General features: G+C 62.5%; 16 protein-coding genes and 1 tRNA gene. 11 read left to right on the top strand and 6 right to left on the bottom strand.

Annotated elements, in window-relative coordinates; translation table 11 throughout:
* Position 1: 1 nt before the first annotated feature.
* From IB272_RS02875 to IB272_RS02860, 4 genes are all read right to left on the bottom strand, one after another.
* Positions 2–1,594, bottom strand: coding sequence for an LTA synthase family protein (locus IB272_RS02875; protein WP_034797021.1), 1,593 nt, complete (start codon positions 1,592–1,594; stop codon positions 2–4).
* Positions 1,595–1,691: 97 nt separating this feature from the next.
* Positions 1,692–2,531 carry an SDR family oxidoreductase gene (locus tag IB272_RS02870; RefSeq protein ID WP_060581882.1) on the bottom strand — a complete coding sequence of 280 codons (840 nt, stop codon included), beginning with the start codon at positions 2,529–2,531 and terminating at the stop codon, positions 1,692–1,694.
* Between the two features lie 84 nt (positions 2,532–2,615).
* Entirely contained in the window at positions 2,616–4,031 is a 1,416-nt protein-coding gene (locus tag IB272_RS02865) for an aminotransferase class I/II-fold pyridoxal phosphate-dependent enzyme (protein ID WP_060581883.1), read from the bottom strand.
* The gene (locus IB272_RS02860) at positions 4,028–11,539 is read right to left on the bottom strand and encodes a type I polyketide synthase (protein WP_060581884.1); all 7,512 of its coding nucleotides are present in this window, start codon (positions 11,537–11,539) and stop codon (positions 4,028–4,030) included. The genes IB272_RS02865 and IB272_RS02860 overlap by 4 nt, the downstream gene beginning before the upstream one ends.
* 408 nt (positions 11,540–11,947) lie before the next feature.
* Between IB272_RS02860 and IB272_RS02855 the strand changes: the two genes are divergently transcribed.
* The 3 genes from IB272_RS02855 (at position 11,948) to pncB (ending at position 15,256) form a co-directional block, all read left to right on the top strand.
* Positions 11,948–13,129: a polysaccharide biosynthesis/export family protein gene (locus IB272_RS02855; protein WP_060581885.1), complete on the top strand. Its 1,182-nt coding sequence runs from the start codon at positions 11,948–11,950 to the stop codon at positions 13,127–13,129.
* A 177-nt stretch (positions 13,130–13,306) separates the two neighbouring features.
* Positions 13,307–13,906 (top strand): bifunctional nicotinamidase/pyrazinamidase, encoded by a 600-nt coding sequence (pncA, locus tag IB272_RS02850; protein ID WP_060581905.1) that lies wholly within the window; start codon positions 13,307–13,309, stop codon positions 13,904–13,906.
* Positions 13,907–13,951: 45 nt separating this feature from the next.
* Complete coding sequence (pncB, locus tag IB272_RS02845; RefSeq protein ID WP_034797014.1) at positions 13,952–15,256, top strand: nicotinate phosphoribosyltransferase; 1,305 nt, start codon at positions 13,952–13,954, stop codon at positions 15,254–15,256.
* A gap of 346 nt (positions 15,257–15,602) precedes the next feature.
* Here the strand turns inward: pncB and IB272_RS02840 are convergent, their stop codons facing one another.
* The gene (locus IB272_RS02840) at positions 15,603–16,316 is read right to left on the bottom strand and encodes a DNA helicase (RefSeq protein WP_060581886.1); all 714 of its coding nucleotides are present in this window, start codon (positions 16,314–16,316) and stop codon (positions 15,603–15,605) included.
* 325 nt (positions 16,317–16,641) lie between these two features.
* Positions 16,642–16,716 (bottom strand) — tRNA-Thr (locus IB272_RS02835).
* 157 nt (positions 16,717–16,873) lie between these two features.
* Here IB272_RS02835 and IB272_RS02830 point away from each other — a divergent pair.
* The 8 genes from IB272_RS02830 (at position 16,874) to IB272_RS02795 (ending at position 22,781) form a co-directional block, all read left to right on the top strand.
* Positions 16,874–17,119 carry a hypothetical protein gene (locus tag IB272_RS02830; RefSeq protein ID WP_210333152.1) on the top strand — a complete coding sequence of 82 codons (246 nt, stop codon included), beginning with the start codon at positions 16,874–16,876 and terminating at the stop codon, positions 17,117–17,119.
* Positions 17,120–17,380: 261 nt separating this feature from the next.
* Positions 17,381–18,673, top strand: a complete 1,293-nt coding sequence (gene murA / locus IB272_RS02825) for a UDP-N-acetylglucosamine 1-carboxyvinyltransferase (protein WP_060522281.1) — start codon at positions 17,381–17,383, stop codon at positions 18,671–18,673.
* A 106-nt stretch (positions 18,674–18,779) separates the two neighbouring features.
* Entirely contained in the window at positions 18,780–19,220 is a 441-nt protein-coding gene (locus IB272_RS02820; RefSeq protein ID WP_034797590.1) for a DUF2948 family protein, read from the top strand.
* A 43-nt stretch (positions 19,221–19,263) separates the two neighbouring features.
* Positions 19,264–20,568 carry a histidinol dehydrogenase gene (hisD, locus tag IB272_RS02815; protein WP_060522280.1) on the top strand — a complete coding sequence of 435 codons (1,305 nt, stop codon included), beginning with the start codon at positions 19,264–19,266 and terminating at the stop codon, positions 20,566–20,568.
* On the top strand, positions 20,565–21,041 hold the full coding sequence (locus IB272_RS02810) for a UPF0262 family protein (protein ID WP_034797007.1): 477 nt from the start codon (positions 20,565–20,567) through the stop codon (positions 21,039–21,041). The genes hisD and IB272_RS02810 overlap by 4 nt, the downstream gene beginning before the upstream one ends.
* Positions 21,042–21,055: 14 nt before the next feature.
* The gene (locus IB272_RS02805; RefSeq protein WP_034797006.1) at positions 21,056–21,523 is read left to right on the top strand and encodes a low molecular weight phosphatase family protein; all 468 of its coding nucleotides are present in this window, start codon (positions 21,056–21,058) and stop codon (positions 21,521–21,523) included.
* A gap of 271 nt (positions 21,524–21,794) precedes the next feature.
* The gene (gene infA / locus IB272_RS02800; RefSeq protein WP_004435948.1) at positions 21,795–22,013 is read left to right on the top strand and encodes a translation initiation factor IF-1; all 219 of its coding nucleotides are present in this window, start codon (positions 21,795–21,797) and stop codon (positions 22,011–22,013) included.
* 147 nt (positions 22,014–22,160) lie between these two features.
* Complete coding sequence (locus IB272_RS02795) at positions 22,161–22,781, top strand: Maf-like protein (RefSeq protein WP_034797002.1); 621 nt, start codon at positions 22,161–22,163, stop codon at positions 22,779–22,781.

Genomic DNA, 22,781 nt, shown 5'->3' with positions numbered 1-22,781 from the left:
GCTAGCGCAGCGTATCCTTTCTCAGGTTCGCGTGGTTGAGAAGCGCCTCGATCAGGTTCCAGGCCTCGACGCTGCTCGGTTCGGCCGGCTTATGGGACGACCGCTTCGCCTTGGCGAGCGGCACGATCAGATAGTCGGTGCGCGGATCCGGGAAGGGGTCGGCGAAGGATTTGAGCAGCGGTGCGTGATCGCCGTAGAAGACGAGCCAGACCGGACGGTCGAGCTTGTCGAGGTGTTCGCTCAATGTGTTGAGCGCCGCATCGGACTGCTCGAGGATGGCCAGATAGATGTCGACGGGATTGGTGAGGTCGCCGACGCGGCCCGGCTCCCATGGACCGTGATTGGCCATGGATGCGACGAAGATGAAGCCGCTTTCGTCTTCGGGCAGCTTCTCGCTTGCGTCGATCACCTTCGCCGCGAGCTTCTCGTCGGAGACGTAGGGTCCGTCTCGCTCTGGGCGATGGTCGAAACCGTCGAGCATCGTCAGCTTGGAGAAGCCGAGCTGCGGCATCGCCTTGTGCCTGAGGAAGAAGGTCCGGTCATAAGGATGGATGAAGTGGGTATTCCAGCCGGCACGCTTCAACTTTCCGGGCCAGACGACGTCGGCATAGTGCGATGCGCGCAGATAGGGATAGCTGGCGTCGACATGAATATCGTCGGGCACCAGGCCGCTGATCACGGCGAATTCGGTGCGCAGCGTATAGCCGCCTTCGAACACGCTGCTGAGCCGGCCCCACTGAACCGCCTCGCGCCGCAGCCGGTCGAGCGTCGGCAGTTTCAGCGTATCGACGCCGAAGTGCCGCATGTCGATGAAGGATTCCGATTGCCAGACGACGATCAGCGGCGAGCCGTCGTCACCGATCAGATCCTGCACGGCGGCCCGGACGATCTTGGAGAGATCCGCGACGATCTTTTCGCGACGCACACCGAGCCAGATGATGAAACGGAAGACGACCGAGCCGAAGGTACCGAAGCGCACCGTGTTCATCTTGACGTCGAGGACCTTGAGCAGCCGCTGTACCAGCGCGGCCGTCGGGCGGTTCACCGGGCCGTAGAAGAGCAGGAGCCAGGGACCATAGGCGATGCCGAGCATCACGAGGATCCAGAAGGCCTTGCCCCGGTCCGGCAGAATCGCCGGCTCGAAATACATGTAGAGGCCGGAAACGCCAAAGACGTAGAGGAAGGCGACGGTCCAGAAGACGACGTTCAGCGAGCTCGCATAGAAGATCGTCTTGTACTTGAACACGTCGACGACCAGCGCGATGTCGGAAAAGATCAGCGGTTCACGGATGAACTTGAACTTGGCGCGGGAAATGCCGGTGAAGATGATGAAGAAGCTCATCGTGCCCGCCGCCGCATAGAGCGGACGCCAGGATCCGGCGAAGAAACCGGCAAAGACCAGAGCGATGACAGGCAGGCGGGCAAGCACGTCGATCACGTCCTGCGTGCGTCCGAAAGGCGAAGGATTGGCGCGCCGCTCCCGCTTCGGCAGGGCGAAACGGTCGGTGAAGAAGATCACCGCGCAGGACAGCAGATAACAACTAAGCGTCAGTGTTATCGGATAGTCGTGCAGCTGAAAGGGAAGCAACGCCAAGCGGAAACCTTCATGTCTTCATGCCGGCCGATGCCGCTTTATGCGGCACAGCGTCCGCCCGACACTTAGATCTTATCGATGCTAGGTACAAGCACCGTCAGGTCCGGTGCTCGGACACTCCACGATTATGCGTCGCCGTGTTGCCGCACCGCACAATCGCCCGGTCGAACCACCAGTTGAGCAGGGGACGAACGGCGGGAGCGAAGCGTCCAAGTAGAAACAATGTCGTGCCGAAATAGACTTCGAACCGGCCGCGGTCGGTTCCCTTGACGATCCGCTTGGCCACCGCTTCGGCCGGCCAGGGCCGGACCGTGCCCATGATCATGGCGGCTTCCGGCGGGCGAGCCGCCAGCTCGCGCTGAAACTGCGGCGTTTCCGTATCCGGCGGAAAACAGACGGAGACACTGACGCCGTGCGGACGGGCTTCTGAACGCAGCGCCTGGGCGAAGCCGTGCACGGCGAACTTGGAGGCGCAATAGGCCGAATAGCCATAGATGCCGAGTAGCCCTGCGCCGGACGAGATCATCATGATCCGGCCCCGACGCCGCCGCTTCATGCTGTCATAGACCGCCCGGACCGCATGCACCGTGCCGGAGAAGTTGGTGTCCATCTGCTGCCGGAACGAAGCGCTGTCGAGCTCCTCGAACCGGCCGGGTTCGACAATGCCGGCCGATGCTACCAGGATATCGCAAGGGCCGAAGGCCTGTTCGCACCGACGGATGGCCGCTTCGACATCGTTTTCCACCGCGACGTCGGCGGCCTCGATCCGGATGCTGTCGGCGTTCGCCCCACTGGATGCGATAAGTTTTGCCTGCGCGCCTTCCAGGAGGCCACGGGAGCGGGCAATCAGCGAGAGGCGCGCCCCGCGCGCCGCGTAGATCGATGCGACCGCAAATCCGATACCGCTCGAGCCACCGGTAATGATCACATGCGCCATGCTGGTATTCCGCTCCAGAGTTCGGGAGAGTGCGAAGCGGCCCTGCTTCCGCGACCACCTGACCCGGCAGCAAATGCGATCGGGTCAGCGCGCCGAGAGCGCTTTCATCATCTGGTCGATGTCGATGCCGCCAAGGCCGAAGTTGCGTTCGGTAAGGTCGGCCAGACGCTCGGCCGTGAGTGTTACCGTGCGCCGGATCTGCTCTTCCGTGTGGTCGCTGGTGATGAAGAAGCGCAGCCGAGCCAGGCCTTCCGGGACCGCCGGGTGGATGATCGGCAGCGCATTGACCCCTTCGGCAAGCAGGTCGTTCGACAGCTGCACCGCACGCAGGGAATCACCAACCAGAACCGGAACCACGGAAAATCCGCTGCTGAGGCCGGTGTCGAGCCCCGCTTCCTTGGCAAGCTTGAGGAAGAGGGCGCCGTTGCGGCGCAGCGCCGCCGTGCGTGTCGGCTCCCGTTCCAGCACCTCCAGGCTTGTGGTTGCCGCGGCCGCCAGCACCGGCGCAAGGCCGACGCTGTAGACGAAGCCGCCGGCCGATGCCTTCAGCACCTCGACCAGCGCTTCGCTGCCGGCGATGTAGCCGCCGCAGCTCGACGTGGTCTTGGAGAGCGTGCCCATCCAGATGTCGATCTCGCGGGGATCGACGCCGAAATGCTCTGCAAGCCCGCGGCCGGTCTTGCCGAGAACGCCGAGCGAATGCGCTTCGTCGACCATCAGCCAGAAGCCGTATTCGGCCCTGAGCTTCAGAAGCGCCGGCAGGTCGGCGACATCGCCGTCCATCGAGTAGATGCCCTCGACGATGACCATGATGCGGCGATAGTCGCCGGCGACCGTGCGTAGCACGTGTTCGAGGTCGGCGACGTCATTGTGCTTGAACAGGCGTCGAGTCGCGCCCGAGAGCTTGACGCCGGCAAGGGCGCTGTTGTGGATGAACTCGTCGTGGACGACGAGGTCCTTCGGTCCCATCAGGCAGCTGATGGTGGCGACATTGGTGAGATAGCCGCTGACGAAACAGACGGCGGCGTCGACGCCATAGAAGCCGGCGATCTTCTCTTCCAGCGCCACATGCACCGGACGCTCGCCGGCGACGAGGCGGCTCGCCGAGGCGGAAATGCCGAAGGTGCCGATGGTATCGCGTGCCCGCGCAAGCACCTCCGCATGGCGATTGAGGCCAAGATAGTCATAGGAGGCGAAGTTGATCAGCTTCCGGCCGTCGATGACGGTGGTCGCGCCCGCCGCCGTCTGGTGCGCACGATAGAATGGATTGGCGATGCCGAGCTGCTCGCTTGCGAACTTCTGGGTCATCACCTGCTTGTATTCCGGCAGGTCTTCGAAACGGGCCTGCTGCCGGCGTGCCGGCGGCGGCATCTCCCGCTCCGAGCGCGCCATGCGGTTGCGCTCGGAGGATTGATGCGTGTTTCTCATCCGGTCCAGCAGGTTCTCTTTGAGGCTGCTGGTCATCTTGGATGCGCCTGGACCGTTTCCGTTCGTGCTCATTGGCCTTGTGCTTTTTCCTTCGCCGTTCCGACGTGCCGCTGCGCAAGTTCGCTGACAATCTTGTCGTCGGCGGGCTCGGCATCGTCGCTCTGGTCGCGCTTGCTCACCTTCTCATAGAGCTTGCGGGCGACATCGCCAACCGTCGTGTTGTCGGCGACGCCGCTGAGCGGCATGTCGAAGCCGGTGTTCTGCTGGAAGCTCATGCCGAGTTCGACGGCCATGAGGCTGTCGAGGCCGATTTCCTTCAGAACCTTGCTGCGCGTGACCGTATCCTTCGATACGCGCAGGATTGCGGCGATCTCGCCGGCGACGAGGTCGAAGAGAATGTCTTCGGCTTCCTGCGGCGACTTGCCCTCGATCATCGCGACGAGGTCCATCTTGGTGCCTTCGCCGCCCGTCGCATGCTGGTCGGCGCTGCGCAGGATGACTTCGAAGAGCGCGTTCTTGGCGACAGGCAGATTGCGTGCCGCCGACCAGTCGATCTCCGAGATCATCACGGTTGCCGCATCGACGGTGCCTGGATCGAAGGCCAGGTGGCTCTCGACCATGTCGAGTGCCGTCTGCGCCTTCAGCGCCGTCTTGCCGATGCGCTTGGCGAGGATGTCGTTCACATCCGTGTTCTGGACCAGATAGCCCCTGTCGGCGATGGCGCCGAACCCGACGGCGAGACCCGCAAGGCCGCGTGCGCGACGGGCGCGGGCGAGACCTTCGAGATAGCCGTTGGCTGCGACGTAATTCGCCTGTCCGGGGTTGCCGACGAGTGTCGTCGCCGACGAGAACAGGATGAAGTTGTCGATCTTGTCGTTGCTGGTCAGTTGATCGAGAACCGCGGCACCCTTGGCCTTGGTGTCGATGACCGGCCGGTTTCGCTCGCGGTTGAGGTTGCTGATCAGCGCGTCGTCGAGCACCATCGCGGCATGGACGATCGAGCGCAGCGGTGCCACGGCGCGCAACGTCTTGAGCAGGCGCTCCGTCGCTGCCGGATCGGTGACGTCGCAGGCATGAACCGTGGCGGATACGCCAGCCTTCGTCCAGGCTTCGATCATTGCCGTCGTTTCGGCGTCCGCCAGGCCGCGGCGTGAGCAGAGCGCGACCTTCGTCGCACCCTTTTCGACGAGCCAGTTGGCGGCAGCCAGGCCGAAACCGCCGATGCCGCCGACGACGAGATGCATGCCGTTCGGATCGACCTTCATGCCGCCATGCGGACGCTTGGCAACGCGGTGCGTGCCGGCGACCGGAGGAAGCACGACGATCTTGCCGATATGCCCGGCATTCTGCATCAGTCGGAAGGCGTTGCCGATCTCGTCGAAGTCGAAGGCGCGATAGGGAAGCGGCGTCAGCTTGCCGTCTTCGAACAGCGCACCGATCTCGGTGAAGATCCGCTTGGTCAGCTTCGGCTGATTGACCAGCAACTGGTCGGCGTCGATGCCGAAATAGCTGACATTGCGGCGGAACGGCCGAAGGCCGATCTTGCTGTCGGCGTAATAGTCGCGCTTGCCAAGCTCAAGGAAGCGGCCAAAGGGCTTCACCAGCGCCAGGCTCTGCTCCATGGCCTCGGCGAACAGCGAGTTGAGCACGAGATCGACGCCTTCACCGCCCGTCACCGCGCGAACGTCGTTGACGAAATCGAGCGAACGGGAATCAAAGACGTGATCGGCACCCAGCATCGACAGGAAGCGACGCTTCTCGCGCGATCCTGCCGTGGCGATGATCCTGGCGCCCTTCAGCTTTGCGACCTGCAGCGCGGCAAGGCCGACGCCGCCGGCGGCGCCATGGATGAGGATCGTTTCGTCAGGCTGGATCCGTCCAAGCTCGACCATCGCATAATAGGCAGTCAGGAACGCGACCGGAACCGTCGCCGCGGCGACGGGGCTGACCGATTGCGGCAACCTGGCGACGCCGGCGCGCGAAACGACCGCGTGGGTCGAGAAGGCGGAGGATGCAATCGCCATGACGGCATCGCCCACGGCGAGGTCATCGACGCCGTCGCCGACCGCGACCACGTGGCCGGAAAGCTCCATGCCGATCGTCGCGCCTGCGAAGCCGTCTTCGAGCGCCTCTTCCGGCAGAAGGCCCATCGCCCACATTACGTCGCGGAAGTTGAGGCCGGTGGCCGCGACCGCAACGACGACTTCACCCGGGCCTGCCGAGGGGATGTCGCTTTCTTCCCAGACGATGCTGCCCACCTGAGAGCTGACGCGCTGGCGGATGGTTGCAGCCTTGAAGTCAGCCGTTGCCGCGTGCCCATTGTCGACTGGGCCAGGCACGGCGCGGATCTCCGAAAGCGCAGCGCCAGCTTCGCCTTCGAGCAGCCATTCGCGGTTTACTCCCATCGCGCCAAGCAGCGGCAATGCCGCAGCCATCTGAGCATCCGTCGTCGGCGAACCGTCGATGTCGAGCGAGTGGACGTCGAGGAACTCGTATTCGTTCTGAAGCACGCGTGCGAAAGCCCAGAGGCCGGCATTGACGCCGTCGCTTGCGACCGCCGCGCCGACCGTCCGGCTGGCGATCGGGGCGCCGCCCGGCGCGACAAGCACGAGACGGGGCCGTTTGTCGTCCGCTGGCTCCGTACCGCCGACATGCTGGCGCAATGCTTCGGCAAACGTGCCGAGCGCGAGGATCTGTGTTTGTAGAGAGGCGGAATCGTCGGTGCGCGACGCGGCCGCCGGCAAGGCAAGGAAGACTGCTCGAAGCGGTTGGCCCCCCAGCGTCTCGAAGGCTGGCAGGAGCGCGGCCTTGTCCGCAGCCGCGTCGCCGGTCAGGCTGACGCGAATGGCTGAACCAGAGGGCTCGCGCTGTTCGTGCCCCGCGATCTCCAGCAGCAGGTGGGGGACGGATGCCGGCACCGCCGCGTCTGCGGAAGCAGTTGCTGCGCCACGCGCTTCGAGCAGGATGACGTTGCCGCTTGCACATTCGCGGTCGGCAATGTCGGTGTCCCGCAGGTCGAGATCGTCGAGGCATTTCTGCCAGTGCGGCGCCGCCGCGAGGTTGCCGATCGGAAACTCCGCCGTCTGGCTGCGCGCGAACCAGCCCTCGGACAGGCCAAGCGCGAAGTCGTTGAACAGCGATGGCGCGCTGACCGCGGCAATCAGCCCACCCGTAGGGCGCAGTGCCGTGCGCAACGCTGTGCGAACCGCCACATCGTCCTCGATCAGGCCGTAGAACCCGTCGGACGCGCTGACAGCAAGATCGAAGGCCGCAAGCGTCGCGAGTTCGCCCTTCTTGAGGATGTGTACATGGGCGTCGTTTTCGAAGGTCAGCTCAAGGCCGCGCTGGGCGTTATCGCGTGCTTCGAACACGGTGAGGCTTGCACCATGCTTTTCGGCAAGAGTCGCCAGCCGCTTAGTGAAACCGGCGGATACGCTGCCGAGTTCGACGATGCGCAGGCGCGCTCCGGCGGACTGTGCCGATAGCGCCGTTTCGAGAGCCTCCAGCACGAAGGCCATGCGCTGGCGGCTTGCCTCCGAATGAACCGCCTGATGGTCGATCGTGGCGTCGCTGATGAAGCTCGATCCCGAGGCCGCTTCGTCGCCCGCATGCAAGGCGTCGATGCGGGCAAGGGCTTCCGCATAGGCGTTGTTGATCAGCACGGCCTCGACGGCGCGGTCAGGCCGTTCGCCGTAAAGTTCGCTCAGAATTTCAGGTACGCTCGGCAGGTTGAATTCCTGCGCGACGGTCCACACACCATCTTTGTGCTCACAGAGCCCGGCATCTTCGAGCACGTAGAGGCAGCTCGTCAGAAAACAATGGAAGGCGAAATCGCCAGGCAGATTGCCGCCCTGGATCGTGGAACGCCCCTTACCGAGCTTGAGGGCGATCTCCTGGCAGGCGCGGTAGATCGCGGCATTGAAGAGCAGCGTCGCATTGTCGACACCAGCCTCGCCGGCGGCCGGCATTGCGATCGATACCGGCGCAAGGCTGTTGCGCAGAAGGCCTGGCAGGGCGGCTTGCGATTGTACTGCCTCGTAGTGGAAGGACAGCGCATCGAGCGTCTTGTGCTTGCGCAGATAGGTGCGGCGGAAACGGCAATCCTCGAAATGCGCGATCGGCTCGCCCGACTGGCCGAAGAAGTGGAACTTCGCCTTGATCGAATTGGTGCTGACGCGTTCAATTTCGATCATCGCGCGCGCGATCGGCAGGCCGCCATTGACGACACGAACCGAACCGAAGCGGACGGGAATATAGGGTGCGCCGCTCTTGTCGCCGGTGAATCGGTCGAAGAGCGCCACCAGCCCGTGGAAGGTGGCATCGACCGAGATCGGGTTCAGGGCATAGCTGACAAGCGGGTGTCCGGTGGCTTCGGCCGTCTTCAGCTCGACATCGACCAGGCGGTCGCCATAGGCAATCGCTTTTGCGAGCAGCTGGAAGCGAGGACCGTAGTCGAGGCCGAATTGCCGCGCCGTCTCATAGGCGCGACCCGGTGCCACCGTTGCCGTCTTGGGGAGGCCTGCGAGCGACGGATAGGCGCGGTCCCCGGCCGGCAGCGGCTTGCGGCAGCGGGCAACCGCGTGCACGGCCCAGTCGTCTTCCGACAACCGTTCACGCGAGCGGATTTCGAGGTCGCCGGTCTCTGGCGAAAGGACGGTCGACAGCTCCATGATTTTTGTGTCGCTGAGTTCCAGCGGCCGGACGATTTCGAGATTGGTGATCTCGACTTCTTCGCTGCCATAGAACTGCTGTGCCGCAGCAACGGCGATCTCGATGAAGCCGCTGCCCGGCAGGATCGCCTTGCCGTCCACCACGTGTTCGGCAAGATCCGGGAAGAGATGGGCGTCGATATGGTTTTTCCAGCTGCCGCTGTTCGGATCGCTGCGCCAGCCGGTCAGGCGGTATGGTCTGGCAATCCGGCCGAACAGGTCGGTGGCATCAGTTGTTGCCGCTGGGCGCAGCTCGACGGGCTCGAAGGGCAGGCTTGGCAGGGCGATCGATGCATTGCGCTTGCCGAATACCCGGGTCGTATCCACGACGGCGCCGTGCGCAACGGCGCGTGCCATCGCGGCCGAGATCGGATCCTGGCCGCTTTCGGCGACGTCTCTGAGCAGCGTGGGCACCACCATGCCGGGGGCTGCTGCCTGCTTGATCGTCTCCTTGACGTAGGACGACAGGATCGGGCGCGGCGAAATCTCGATGAACAGGCGGCAGCCCATTTCGATCGCGGCTTCCGCAGCCGCCTGGAAGCGGACCGGCTCGCGAACGTTCTTCCACCAGTATTCCGGATCGAGCTGCGTGCCCTCGAGCGCGGCACCAGTGACCGTCGAAAGATAGGCGAGTTCGGTGCGGCGCGGTGCGATATCGGGGATGTCCGAGAGGAAGGCATCCTTCGCCCGATCGATGATCGGATGATGGAACGGATAGTTGATGTCGAGGATCTGGACCGGGATCTTCGCCTTGCGGGCGGCATCGCGGAAGGCCGAGATCTGGTCGGCCGGGCCCGAGATCGTCACGGAATTATGGGCGTTGACCGCAGCAACGCAGAGTTCGTCAAGACCGCGAGCCTCGGCAAAGGCGCGAGCAGCCTCTTCACCGAGCATGACGGCCGCCATCGTGCCGTGGCCGGCAAGCAGGTCCTGATGCAGCGAACGTTTCGCAACGATCGAAACGGCATCGACGAGCGACAGCGCGCCGGCGGCATAGGCCGCGGCGATTTCGCCGACGGAGTGACCGAAGACGGCGACCGGCTTGATGCCCATGGCAACCAGCGAATCCGACAGGGCGGCCTGCACCGCAAACAGCAGCGGCTGGGCGATCTTCGTGTCGGCAAGCTTCTTGTCGAGATCAGGATCGGTCAGGAGATCGGTGAGCGCGATATCCGAATGGAACTTGAACAGCGCGCTGACCGAGGTGAAACACTGGCGGAAATGCAGGTTTTCGCGGAAGGCTTCCACACCCATGCCGGCCCATTGCGAGCCGTTGCCGGAGAACACGAACGCGACCTTGGCGTCGCGAACGACGGCCTCGCCGACCTCACCGATATCCGAGCCGGGCTTTTCCAGGTGGCTGGCGATCGCACGGACGATATCTTCGGGCTGGTCGCTGCGAGCGGCAAACCGATGGCGCATATGGGTGCGGTTGGCACCCGATGCGGCGATCATCGCACGGGCTTCACCCTTGGAAGCATGCGCGAAAGCGGTCTTGTAATCCTTGAGAAGGGCTTCCAGGCTCGACTGCGTATGAGCGCTTGCGAGGAACACATGTCCCGAAGACGACGGGTTTGCGGCCTTTTCATCGGCGGCCGGTTCAGGATCGCTGATAACGACGTGCGCATTGGCGCCGCCGAAGCCGAACGAGTTGATGCCGGCAAGGCGCGCGCGCTTACCGCGCAGAAGCTCGATCGGGTTTGCCGTGACGCGGACGTTCAGACCATCGAAGTCGATATGCTCGTTCGGCGTGTCGAAGTGCAGCGAAGCCGGCAGGTAGTTGTTCTCAAGCGCCATCATGGCCTTCAGCATGCCGAAGAGGCCGGAGGCGGGTTCCGTATGGCCGATGTTCGACTTGATCGAGCCGATCGGCACAGGCGCCCGGCGCTTGGCGCCGATGACCGTTCCGATCGACCAGACTTCCGCCGGGTCGCCGACCTTGGTGCCGGTACCGTGGCCTTCGACGAAGGCCACCTGATTGGCGTCGATGCCGTTTCCTTCGTAGATCGCTCTCAGCAGGTTGGCCTGCGCTTCGCGCGACGGCAGCGAAATGCCGTTGGTGCGGCCGGCCGAATTCACGCCGGTCGCGACGATGCGCGCATAGCTGCGGTCTTTCTCGCGGCGCGCCCGGTCGGAACGGCGCAGCACGAAGACCACGCCGCCTTCGGCGCGCACGTAGCCGGCGCCGTCGTTGTCATAGGCGCGGCAGAGGCCTTCCGGCGACAGCATGCGTGCCTGGGCGAAGCCGACGAAGGGCAGGGGGTGGGCAAGGATGTTGACGCCGCCGACGATCGCCGTGTCGATCTCCCCGGCGTTGAGCGCCCGCATCGCCTGGTCGAGGGCGACCAGCGAGGAGGAACAGGCGGTGTCGACCGTCATGCTCGGGCCGCTGAGGCCGAAGATGTGCGAGATGCGGTTGGAGACGATCGACAGGGTGTTGCCGGTCATGAAGTAAGGGCCAGCCGCAGCCGGATCCTCGACCGTCAGGTTGGCGTGATCGAGGCTCGATGCGCCGATATAGACACCGACGTTTTCGCCGTGCAGCGACGTCGCCGAGATGTTGGCATCTTCAAGCGCCCGCCAGGCGAGCTGCAGCAGCACACGCTGCTGCGGGTCCATATACATGGCCTCGCGCTGCGACATGCCGAAGACGGCCGGATCGAAATCATAGAGTTGATCCAGCACGCCGGCCGCGAAGGAATAGGTCTTCCCCTGCGTGCCTATGACGGGATGCCAGAATCGCGCCACGTCCCAGCGATCCGATGGAATGCTGGTGACGGTGCACTTGCCCTGACGTAGAAGTTTGAACAACGCCGAGGGCGATTCTGCTCCAGGGGCGAGGCATGCACGCCCAATAATCTCAACAGCCATGTATGATCGAACGCTCTAAAATGCCGTTAAAGTTGCACCTGCGATTGCGCGGCGGAAGTTGAAATGCAATCGCCAATCGTCATGCTTGCGGGCTATCCCCAGCTATATTCGTTCCGCCTCATTAGTCAGCTTTTAACTTAAAGTCCCTAGCTTTCAACCCCAAAGACTGAAGATATACACGCTGTCAACGCCAGTCCAAGTCGGATTGGGCGACAAACCACGCTCAAGGTATCGAAGGTATGACCAGAAAGACGCGGGCTCAAATAAATTGCCCGTCTTGGTCTTGGGGTGACTTGTTGTGGGACGGCGATTGTGCTTTTCAGAGACCGGCGAAATTCCCTGCCGGGGGATGATGCGGCGCGGAACCATGAGCAAAATCATGGCTGTGCCGAATGTGGAGTGTCTTAGTTGAAACGAGTCAGTGCCCTTCTGCTTTGTTCCGCCCTCGTCGGATGCCAGGCTGTGCCTGGTGAGGGGCCGTTGGCCGGAGCGATCGTCAAGGACGCCGGCCAGTCAGGCGCCGAGATCGGCCGCCAGAATGCAACGGTTTTCGACATCGTCGATGTGGACGGACGCTCCGCGCGTCTCGTTTCCGATTATGTCTCCTCGACGCTTAATCGCCGTTTCGGCATTGGCGGCGGTGTTGGCCGCGTCGTCATCGGCGTTGGCGACCAGCTTAAGGTCTCGATCTTCGAAGCCGGCAGCGACGGCTTGTTCTCGACGCAGGACTCCAAGCAGACGAGCATCGATCTCGTCGTTCAGCCGGATGGCAAGGCTGCCATCCCCTATGTCGGCCCGGTCAAGTTTGCCGGCCTGACACTGGAGCAGGCGCGCCAGGAAATTCTGGAAGCGCTGAAGCAGAAGGCAGTTGAGCCCGACGTCATCGTCACGAGCATGAGCACCGCATCGCGCAACGTTACGGTTTCGGGTGCCGTCGGCAAATCGTCGGTGGTGCCACTGAGCCTCGTCGACGAAACGATCAATGAGGTCATCGCCAAGGCCGGCGGTCCGGTCGCGCAGCCCTATGAGACCTTCGTCACATTGGTGCGCGGCAAGAAGACCGGAACGGTTCTCCTGAAGTCGATCATCGAGAACCCGTCGGAAAATATCCACGTCAAGCCGGGCGACCAGATCTTCGTGACGCGCGATCCGCGCCGCTTCACGATCCTCGGTGCGGTCAAGGCCAACCAGCGCGTCGAATTCGGCGCCAACGATCTCAATCTGCTCGAGGCGATGGGCCTTGCGGGCGGTGGCTCGGACTACACGCTCGACATGAAGGGCTATTTCATCTTCCGTTACGAAGAGCCTGATGTGGTCATGAGCCTGCTCGGTCAGCAGCGTTTCAACGAAATGCTGCGTAAGGGCATGAAGACCGACAGCGTGGGTCGCTACCCGATCGTCTACCGCTTTGACATGAGCAAGCCGGACAGCCTGATTGTCGGCCAGACCTTCCCGGTCAAGAACCGCGACGTCATCTATGCCTCGCGTCACCCGTCGGTCGATTTCTCGAAGTTCCTGAACTTCGTCGCCCAACCGGTCGGCATCGCCAATTCCGGTTTTGCGATCGCGGACAATCTCAACGGCAACTGATCGTGTTCAATAGTTTTTCAAGGGGGCGTCGACCGCAGGTCGGCGCCTTTTGCTTATCTGCCCTTCCGATCTCGGAAGCCTGCGGAACTGGCTTGTCGTCGCTCAAATTCTGTGATTGATCTTGGACTTAAATCGATTTTGGTGATCGATAAGCAGTTGATCGTCCAGAGGTGAATGATGGCGGATAAAGCGTTGATCGTCGTGGATGTGCAGAACGATTTCTGCCCGGGCGGAGCGCTTGGTGTTGCGGGCGGCGACGAGATCGTGCCGATGATTAACGGGCTGATCGACCGCTTCGAGCATGTGGTTCTGACCCAGGATTGGCATCCCTCCGGCCACTCCAGCTTTGCCTCCAGCCATCCCGGCAAAAATCCCTTCGAAATGATCGCCATGCCCTATGGCGCGCAGACGCTCTGGCCGGATCATTGCGTGCAGGGCAGCGCCGGTGCCGATTTCCATCCGGCGCTCGAATGGACCCGCGCCGAACTTTTGATCCGCAAGGGTTTCCGCGCGCAAATCGACAGCTATTCCGCCTTCTTTGAAAACGACCGCCGGACGCCGACCGGCCTTTCCGGCTATCTCAGGGACCGCGGTATCAAAAAGGTGACGCTCTGCGGGCTCGCGACCGATTTCTGCGTCGCCTTCTCCGCGCTCGACGCGGTGGCGCAGGGATTCTCGACCACGGTCGTTCTCGATGCCTGTCGGGGCATCGACCTCAACGGCTCGCTTCATGCCATGGTGACGCGTATGCGTGATGCCGGTGTCGAGCTGAACTAGCCGAGATGATCTAGCCTCGCCCAAGAGGAAGGAGCAATTTCACCGATGACGAAGACCGATATCGCCAGGCGCGTCTACAATCATGCCTGGAAACTCGACCCGATCGTACGCAGCCTGCTGGACACGGATTTTTACAAGCTCCTGATGCTGCAGATGATCTGGCAGCTCTATCCGGATGTCGATGCGACCTTCTCGCTGATCAACCGCACGAAGACGGTGCGGCTCGCCGACGAGATCGACGAGCAGGAACTGCGCGAGCAGCTCGATCACGCACGCGAGTTGCGTTTTTCCAAGAAGGAAATGATCTGGCTTGCGGGTAATACCTTCTATGGCCGCAAGCAGATCTTCTCGCCGGAGTTTCTCGCCTGGCTAGCCAAGTTCCGCCTGCCGGATTATGAGCTGAAACGCAGCGATGGCCAGTTCGAGCTGACCTTCCGCGGCCGCTGGGCGGAGACCACCATGTGGGAGATCCCGGCGCTGGCGATCATCAACGAGCTGCGCTCGCGCTCGGCGATGAAGGGCCTCGGTCCCTTTACCCTCGATGTGCTCTATGCCCGCGCCAAGGCCAAGATGTGGTCCAAAGTCGAGCGGCTGCGGCAGTATCCTAACCTCAGGATCTCCGATTTCGGCACGCGCCGCCGCCACAGCTTCCTTTGGCAGCGCTGGTGCGTCGAGGCGTTGAAGGAAGGGATTGGCAGTTCGTTCTCCGGGACCAGCAATGTCTTGCTCGCCATGGACAACGATCTGGAGGCGCTTGGTACCAACGCACACGAATTGCCGATGGTGGCCGCGGCCCTTGCCCGCAACGACAAGGAACTGGCCGCCGCCCCCTACAAGGTGCTGCAGGACTGGAACCAACTCTATGGCGGCAATCTCCTGATCGTGCTGCCCGATGCCTTCGGCACAGCGGCGTTCCTGCGCGACGCGCCGAAATGGGTGGCGGACTGGACGGGCTTTCGGCCGGACAGCGCGCCGCCGATCGAAGGTGGCGAAAAAATCGTCGCCTGGTGGAAGAAGATGGGACGGGATCCCCGGGAAAAGCTGTTGATCTTCTCCGATGGTCTCGACGTCGACACGATCATCGAGACGTACCGCCACTTCGAGGGGCGCGTGCGCATGAGCTTCGGTTGGGGCACCAACCTCACCAATGATTTTGCCGGTTGCGCACCGACGGAAATCAGCGGCCTCAGTCCGATCTCGATCGTTTGCAAGGTCAGCGAGGCGGATGGCCGGCCGGCTGTAAAACTCTCCGACAATCCGCGCAAGGCGACCGGTGACCCGGCCGAGGTCGAGCGCTACCTCAAGTTCTTCGGCTCGCAGGATTTCGTTGAGCAGGCGGTTAAGGTCTGACCGCCAAGTAATGCCTAAGTCAAACGACGCCGCGTGCTCAGCGATCCTGCAAAAAAAGAAACCGGCAGGAGCCGGTTTCAAAAGGGGATCAAAGATGTTGCGATTGTCCATCATCGCAATATCAAATCTGGCAGTGGAATCTTAAGGTTGCGTTAATCTGCCAACCTGCCGTTGCATTTTGCTTCTCTAGAATACGAACATGTAGAGAAGGATGATGACGATGAGCGGCACGCCCATAAGCCAGAGAACGATACCTTTCATTGAGAAGCCTCCGCGTTGCTGCCTTTGAAACGATAACGCAGCATCGGGAAATACGTTCCGGGTGTCAGCGAGGCAGGCTCTTGTTTCAGTTTATCGCCAGTAGCCTCGCTTCGCCCTTGTTCAAGAAGTAGGCCTTGTCGAAAAGCCGGAGATCGACGGGGTTCGGCATCCGGATATCGTCCAGGTCCGGAAGTGGTTTCACGGCGGCTTCGAAGGATCGATCGATCTGCGAGATGAAGATGATGATCAGCCCGCGTTGCCGCGCGAATGCCCTCAATTTGCGCACCTGATCGCCAAGAGCGGGATTGTCACGTCGCTGATCGAGAAGCTGGAGGTAATCGACGACCACCAGCGTGCCGGGATCGGCCTTGGACAGCTTGCCGACGATATGGTCGGCACTGATCGTGTCGGAGCAATCGATCTCGAACAGCGGGGCAAACCGGCCATGGTCGGCCCTGATGGCCGCAAAACGCTCGATGACGTCCGTCACGGTATATTCCAGTGTGAAGAAGTAGGCGCGATGGCCGGCCCTCATCGCCTCTACGGCAAGCTCGAGGCTCTTCAGCGTCTTGCCCTGGCCGGGGCGTGCGGCGAGGACCACGAGATCTCCGGGAGCGAGCCGGGCAAGCATACTCGCCGCGGTGCCGGCAGTCGTTTGTCGTGCCGCAAGCAGGCTCCAAGTGGAGTAGCCCTCCTGAACGGCGATGCGATCAAGCGCTTCATGGAGCGGGATGGCTTCTTCACGGCACAGGCGTTTCGCCCTGCGTTTCAAATGGTAGATCGGTGCAGTCAGTTTCATCGGCAACCTCCTGGTACGAGCGATCGTCGCAGTCCCTCCTTGTGCGCATTGCCCCAACAGTCGGTTCGATGATGAGAGTGCCCGGTATGAAATCTACTTTCCCGATCGGAGGGGGGAGGCGTGGGCGCGCCCGATTCGCAGCATAACGCAGGTGGCAGCAGGCGAAAATTGCATCCGATGAGAAATTCTGCGGCCTGGGGCGCGTCTTTCGCGGGCGCCGTAGATCCTGCTCGTTTGGGGCGATAGGACAGGCGAAAACATTCGCAGACCGCGAAAGCACGCGGTGCTACGAGCGAGTATCAATTTGATTTCGTTAAGAGAAGGCTGGTGCTGCTAGAGAGATTTGAACTCTCGGCCTCTCCCTTACCAAGGGAGTGCTCTACCCCTGAGCTATAGCAGCATCTGGCGGCCGGTTCGTGTGTCAGCCGCATCAAGCGAGGGGGCTATTGCCATAGCTCGGCGGCGAGTGCAAGCCGCAATTCGAAGTTTTTCGCGAAGAGCTGTGAGAAAAGTCACCGCTGCTTCCGAAGACCCTGGTTTTGCGCTATGGCATGGGCATGCAAACAGACGACGAAGAAGGCGGCAAAGCCGTGCCTCCGCCTGACGAACGGCAGGCGGATGGCAAGGTGCGCCAGAAAAAGATAAAGGATACGACCGAGGCGGACCTGAAAAAGGCGCGTCTTGCCAGGAACTTGCGCGACAACCTCATGCGCCGCAAGCAGCAGATGCGGGCGCGCCGATCTGGCGCTGCCGATGACGTCAGCGGTCTTCCTGCCGCAAAAACGGACGAATCCCAAGATTAGTACGGGCAGGAAGCGGCATCGCCGCTTCGTTCTCAATTTGCCGGTGGCATCTCCATCGGCGTTCGATTGCACAGGTCCGTTAAATCGGGACCGATCGCGGGGGAAAACTGTGCAGCGACCTAAATGTTACAGCGCCAGGCGTCCGAAGGGATGCGCGGCGTTCAAGGCACTTCTAATTTCGCGGCGTCTCCACTAAAGAGGCGCCTTCAGACAACATCGGATTATTTTGGAAAGGCGGGCCAAGCCCGTTCGAGAGGCCTCATGGATCGCATCAGGATTGTAGGCGGCAACAAGCTCAACGGCGTCATCCCGATTTCGGGCGCCAAGAATGCGGCCCTGCCGCTGATGATTGCGTCGCTTCTGACCGACGACACGCTGACGCTCGAAAACGTGCCGCATCTGGCCGACGTCGAGCAGCTGATCCGTATCCTCGGCAACCATGGCGCGGATATCTCCGTCAACGGTCGCCGCGAGCGCCAGGGCGAGAGCTACGCCCGCACCATCCATTTCACCTGCCGCAACATCGTCGACACGACCGCCCCTTACGAGTTGGTCTCGAAGATGCGCGCGAGCTTCTGGGTTATCGGCCCGTTGCTTGCCCGTGAAGGCAAGGCGCGGGTATCGCTGCCGGGCGGTTGCGCCATCGGCACGCGTCCGGTCGATCTCTTCATCGAAGGCCTACAGGCGCTTTCCGCCAACATCGAGATCGACAGCGGTTACGTCAACGCGACGGCGCCGGCTGGCGGCCTGATCGGCGCGCGCTACACCTTCCCGAAGGTGTCGGTCGGCGCCACCCATGTGCTGATGATGGCAGCGACGCTTGCCAACGGCACCACGGTGCTCGGCAACGCCGCGCGCGAGCCTGAAGTCGTCGACCTCGCCAACTGCCTGAACGCCATGGGCGCCAAGATTACCGGCCAGGGAACCTCGACGATCACCATCGAGGGCGTTCGCTCGCTCTCCGGCGCCCGTCACCGCGTTCTTCCCGATCGCATCGAGACCGGCACCTACGCCATGGCCGTTGCCATGACCGGTGGCGACGTCATCCTCGAAGACACCGACATGGCGCTGCTCGACACGGCGCTGGAAGCGATCCGCCGCGCTGGCGCCGAGATCACCGAGACCAACAGCGGCATCCGCGTCGTGCGCAACGGCGCCGGCATTAAGCCGGTCGATATCGTCACTGATCCCTTCCCGGGCTTCCCGACCGACCTGCAGGCGCAGTTCATGGGTCTGATGACCATGGCGAAGGGCACCTCGCACATCACCGAGACGATCTTCGAGAACCGCTTCATGCACGTGCAGGAACTCGCCCGTCTCGGCGCCAAGATCTCGCTTTCCGGCCAGACGGCGAAAATCGAGGGCGTCAGCCGCCTGAAGGGCGCGCCTGTCATGGCGACCGACCTTCGCGCCTCCGTCTCGCTCGTCATCGCCGGCCTAGCCGCCGAAGGCGAGACCATGGTCTCGCGCGTCTATCATCTCGACCGCGGCTTCGAGCGGCTCGAAGAGAAGCTTACCCGGTGCGGCGCGCACGTCGAGCGCGTCAGCGACTGATTTGAATGGTTGCGCCTGATACCGTTGCGGTTTCAGGCGCAACATCCTATGTCCATTTCAATTGTGGCACGGCAAGATGTGCGGCGAAACGAAAGGAATGGATGGCATGACCGGATTGAAGCTGCTGGCGCTCGACGAGGAGGATCTCGCTGTCGTCTCCGCCCACGTCCAGGATGCCGTGTTCAAGGTTTCGGGCCTGGAATACGACGCGCGTCGCAAGCAGTTTTCTCTCATCGTCAACCGCTTCGTCTGGGAGACGGCCGATGGCAAGCGCCGCTCCTTTGAGCGCCGGCGTGCGGCTCTCCTCTTCAAACGTGTGAATGCAGTGCGCTCCGTCGGCTTCGACCGGCGTGACGGCGAGGCGGTGCTCGATCTGCTGACGCTGAAGTTCGCGCTGCAGGGCGAGGGGCCGGAAGGCACGCTGGAGTTGGTTCTGGCTGGCGACGCCTCGATCGCGCTTGACGTCGAATGCATCGAAACGCAGCTTGCGGATACCGGCGGGGCGTGGGAAACCGCTTTCAAGCCCAAGCATCCCGAAGGCGCTTGACGCTGATCGACCCGACCGACACTGGCATACAAGGACGTCCCCTTTGGCAATCAGGCTCAATTTTCTCGACGGTGACTTCGAACAAAAGTTCGCGGCATTCCTGACGACCAAGCGAGAGGTGTCCGAGGACGTCAATGCGGTGGTCAAGGCGATCATCGACGACGTGCGGGCACACGGTGACGCGGCGCTCGCCGAATACTCCAAGCGTTTTGATGGCGTCGATTTCCAGACGACGCCGATGGCGGTCAGCGCCGCCGAGATCGATGCGGCGATCCAGGCGGTCGAGCCGGAAGTTCTCGGCGCGCTAAAGGTCGCCGCCACCCGCATCGAGGCGCACCATGCCCGCCAGCGCCCGAAGGACGATATCTACCAGGACGCCATGGGCGTCGGCCTCGGCTCGCGCTGGACTGCGGTCGATGCCGTCGGCCTCTATGTGCCCGGCGGCACCGCGAGCTATCCGAGCTCGGTGCTGATGAACGCGCTGCCGGCAAAGGTTGCCGGCGTGTCCCGCATCGTCATGGTGGTGCCGGCAACCGGCGGCAAGATCAACCCGGCGGTGCTGGCTGCTGCACGCCTTGCCGGCGTCGAGGAAATCTACCGCATCGGCGGCGCGCAGGCTGTGGCCGCCCTTGCCTATGGCACCGAGACGATTGCACCGGTTGCCAAGATCGTCGGCCCGGGCAATGCCTATGTGGCTGCGGCCAAGCGCCAGGTCTTCGGCACGGTCGGCATCGACATGATCGCCGGCCCCTCCGAAGTGCTTGTTATTGCCGACAAGCACAACGATCCGGACTGGATCGCTGCCGATCTTCTCGCCCAGGCCGAGCACGATGTCGGCGCCCAGTCGATCCTGATCACCGACGATGCGGATTTCGGCCAGGCGGTCGAGAGCGCAGTCGAGCGGCAGCTGAAAACTCTGCCACGCGCCGAAACGGCGTCGGCAAGCTGGCGCGATTTCGGTGCCGTCATCCTCGTGCCCGATCTTGAGAAGGCCGTGCCGCTCGCGAACCGCATCGCTGCCGAACACTTGGAGCTGGCGCTTGCCGACCCCGAACCGATGGTGGCCAAGATCCGCAATGCCGGCGCGATCTTCGTCGGTCGCCACACGCCCGAGGTCATCGGCGACTATGTCGGCGGCTCCAACCACGTGCTGCCGACCGCCCGCTCCGCGCGCTTCTCCTCCGGCCTTGGCGTGCTGGATTACATGAAGCGCACGTCGATCCTGCGGCTTGATGCCGAACAATTGCGGATCCTCGGACCGGCGGCCATCGTGCTGGCAAAATCCGAAGGCCTTGAGGCCCATGCGCGCTCCGTCGCCATTCGCCTCAATCTCGGGGACGCTGGATGAAGGCGGACCGCAACCAGCGTCTCTGCGATGTCGTTCTGGACGAGACCATCGGCCGCTCGACCCCTGACGTGGAGCATGAGCGCGCGGTTGCGATCTTCGACCTGCTCGAAGAAAACCTGTTCGAGCCGGTCGGCCATCCAGGCGGCCCCTATAAGCTCAATCTCTCGCTCGTCGACGCCAAGCTCGTCTTTGCGATCTCGACCGACAAGGGCAGCGACGTCGCCACCCATATTTTGTCGCTGACGCCGTTCCGCCGGATCGTGAAGGACTACTTCATGATCTGCGAGAGTTACTACGAAGCGATCCGCTCGGCGACGCCGAGCCAGATCGAGGCGATCGACATGGGGCGCCGCGGCATTCACAACGAGGGTTCGCAGACGCTGATGGATCGCCTCTCCGGCAAGATCCGGCTGGACTTCGATACCGCCCGCCGCCTGTTCACGCTCGTCTGCGTGCTCTACTGGCGCGGGTGAGGGCGGCGACCGGCATGGCGGGAACCGAGGCTCAGCGCTTGAAAATGCCCCGCTCGGTCCTCTTCATGTGCGGCATGAACGCTATTCGCTCGCCGATGGCCGAAGCGCTCGCCAAGGCGGCGCTGCCGGCCGGAACCTATGTCGCCTCCGCCGGCGTGCGGCATGGCGAACGCGACCCCTTCGTCGACGTGGTCATGGCCGAAGTGGGCCTGAGCCTCGGTCGCCACCAGCCGCATACGCTCGATGAACTCGAGGATGACTATTTCGACCTTATCGTCACGCTGGCGCCGGAGGCGCATCACAAGGCGCTCGAATTGACGCGCTCCATGGCCGTCGACGTGGTCTACTGGCCGACGCCGGATCCGACGGTGGCTGCCGGCACGCGCGAGCAGATCGTCGATGCCTACCGCGCCGTGCGCGATCACCTGTCGACGCTGATCAATCATCGGTTGATCGGCTCCAGGAAGTCGGAAGACGCTTGAGAGTGTTGCGAAAAATCCCGGCGCGGTCTGCAGTCTCCGTCGCTTCCATGCCGGCGTAAATCTCGATCGATTTAAGACTAGAGACATGGAGCGGTACGAAGTGCTATAGCGGCTTCGCGCTTCTGATCCGACGCGCGGCACAGTAGCCCGTCACAAAAGCGCAAAAGCCGGTCTTAGATGGTTCACAAATCCTCGTCGATTGTGTAGTTTCCGGCGAATTTTTCGGGATACCTGACGGTTCCCTAAACAAAGATAGAAAGAACAGTCCTACATGGCGAAAGAAGAAGTCCTTGAATTTCCGGGCGTGGTCACCGAATTGCTTCCGAATGCGACCTTCCGCGTGAAGCTCGAAAACGAGCATGAGATCATCGCTCACACTGCTGGTCGTATGCGCAAGAACCGCATTCGCGTGCTTGCCGGCGACAAGGTTCTCGTTGAAATGACCCCGTACGACCTAACCAAGGGCCGTATCACCTACCGCTTCAAGTAAGCCGCTCCGGCTCTTAGCAATTCCTGGAGCATTTCCGCTTCTTCTTCGAATCGCGAAAACGCTCTAACCTTTGGTTGGATTGCAATTCCAGACGTAAACCGCCTATCGCATTTTGCTGGAATTGCTCTGGAGTGACGGCTCGTTCCGATGACAGTGGCCAAGAAACTGATACTTGCGTCCGGTTCGCCGCGTCGCGTCGAGCTTCTGGCGCAAGCCGGCATCGAGCCCGCGCGCCTGATGCCGATGGATCTCGATGAGACGCCGAAGCGTGCCGAACATCCGCGTTCGCTCGCAAGGCGCCTGTCGGCAGAAAAGGCGCGAGCGGCGCTTGCTGCAGTCAAGGGCGAGGCCGGCTGGGACGGAAGCTACATTCTGGCAGCCGATACGGTCGTTTGCGTTGGCCGCCGCATCCTGCCGAAACCGGAACTCGTCAGCGAAGCCTCGAGCGCGCTGCATCTTCTTTCCGGCCGCAGTCATCGCGTCTACACCGGCGTCTGCCTGATCACCCCGGACAAGACCGTGCGCCAGAAGGTCGTCGACACCAAGGTGCGCTTCAAGCGCCTGTCCGGTTTCGATATCGAAAGCTATCTCGCCTCGGGCCAATGGCGCGGCAAGGCGGGCGGCTACGGCATCCAGGGCATCGCCGGCAGCTTCGTGGTCAAGCTCGTCGGCTCCTACAGCAACGTCGTTGGCCTGCCGCTTTACGAAACCGTCAGCCTGCTTGTCGGCGAAGGCTATGACGTGCACAATCGTTGGCTGGAAGGCTGA

Origin of the sequence: Ensifer sp. ENS08, from assembly GCF_014852195.1 — a bacterium.
Classification (GTDB): Bacteria; Pseudomonadota; Alphaproteobacteria; order Rhizobiales; family Rhizobiaceae; genus Ensifer; species Ensifer adhaerens.
This window is presented reverse-complemented; position numbering and strand designations above follow the sequence as displayed.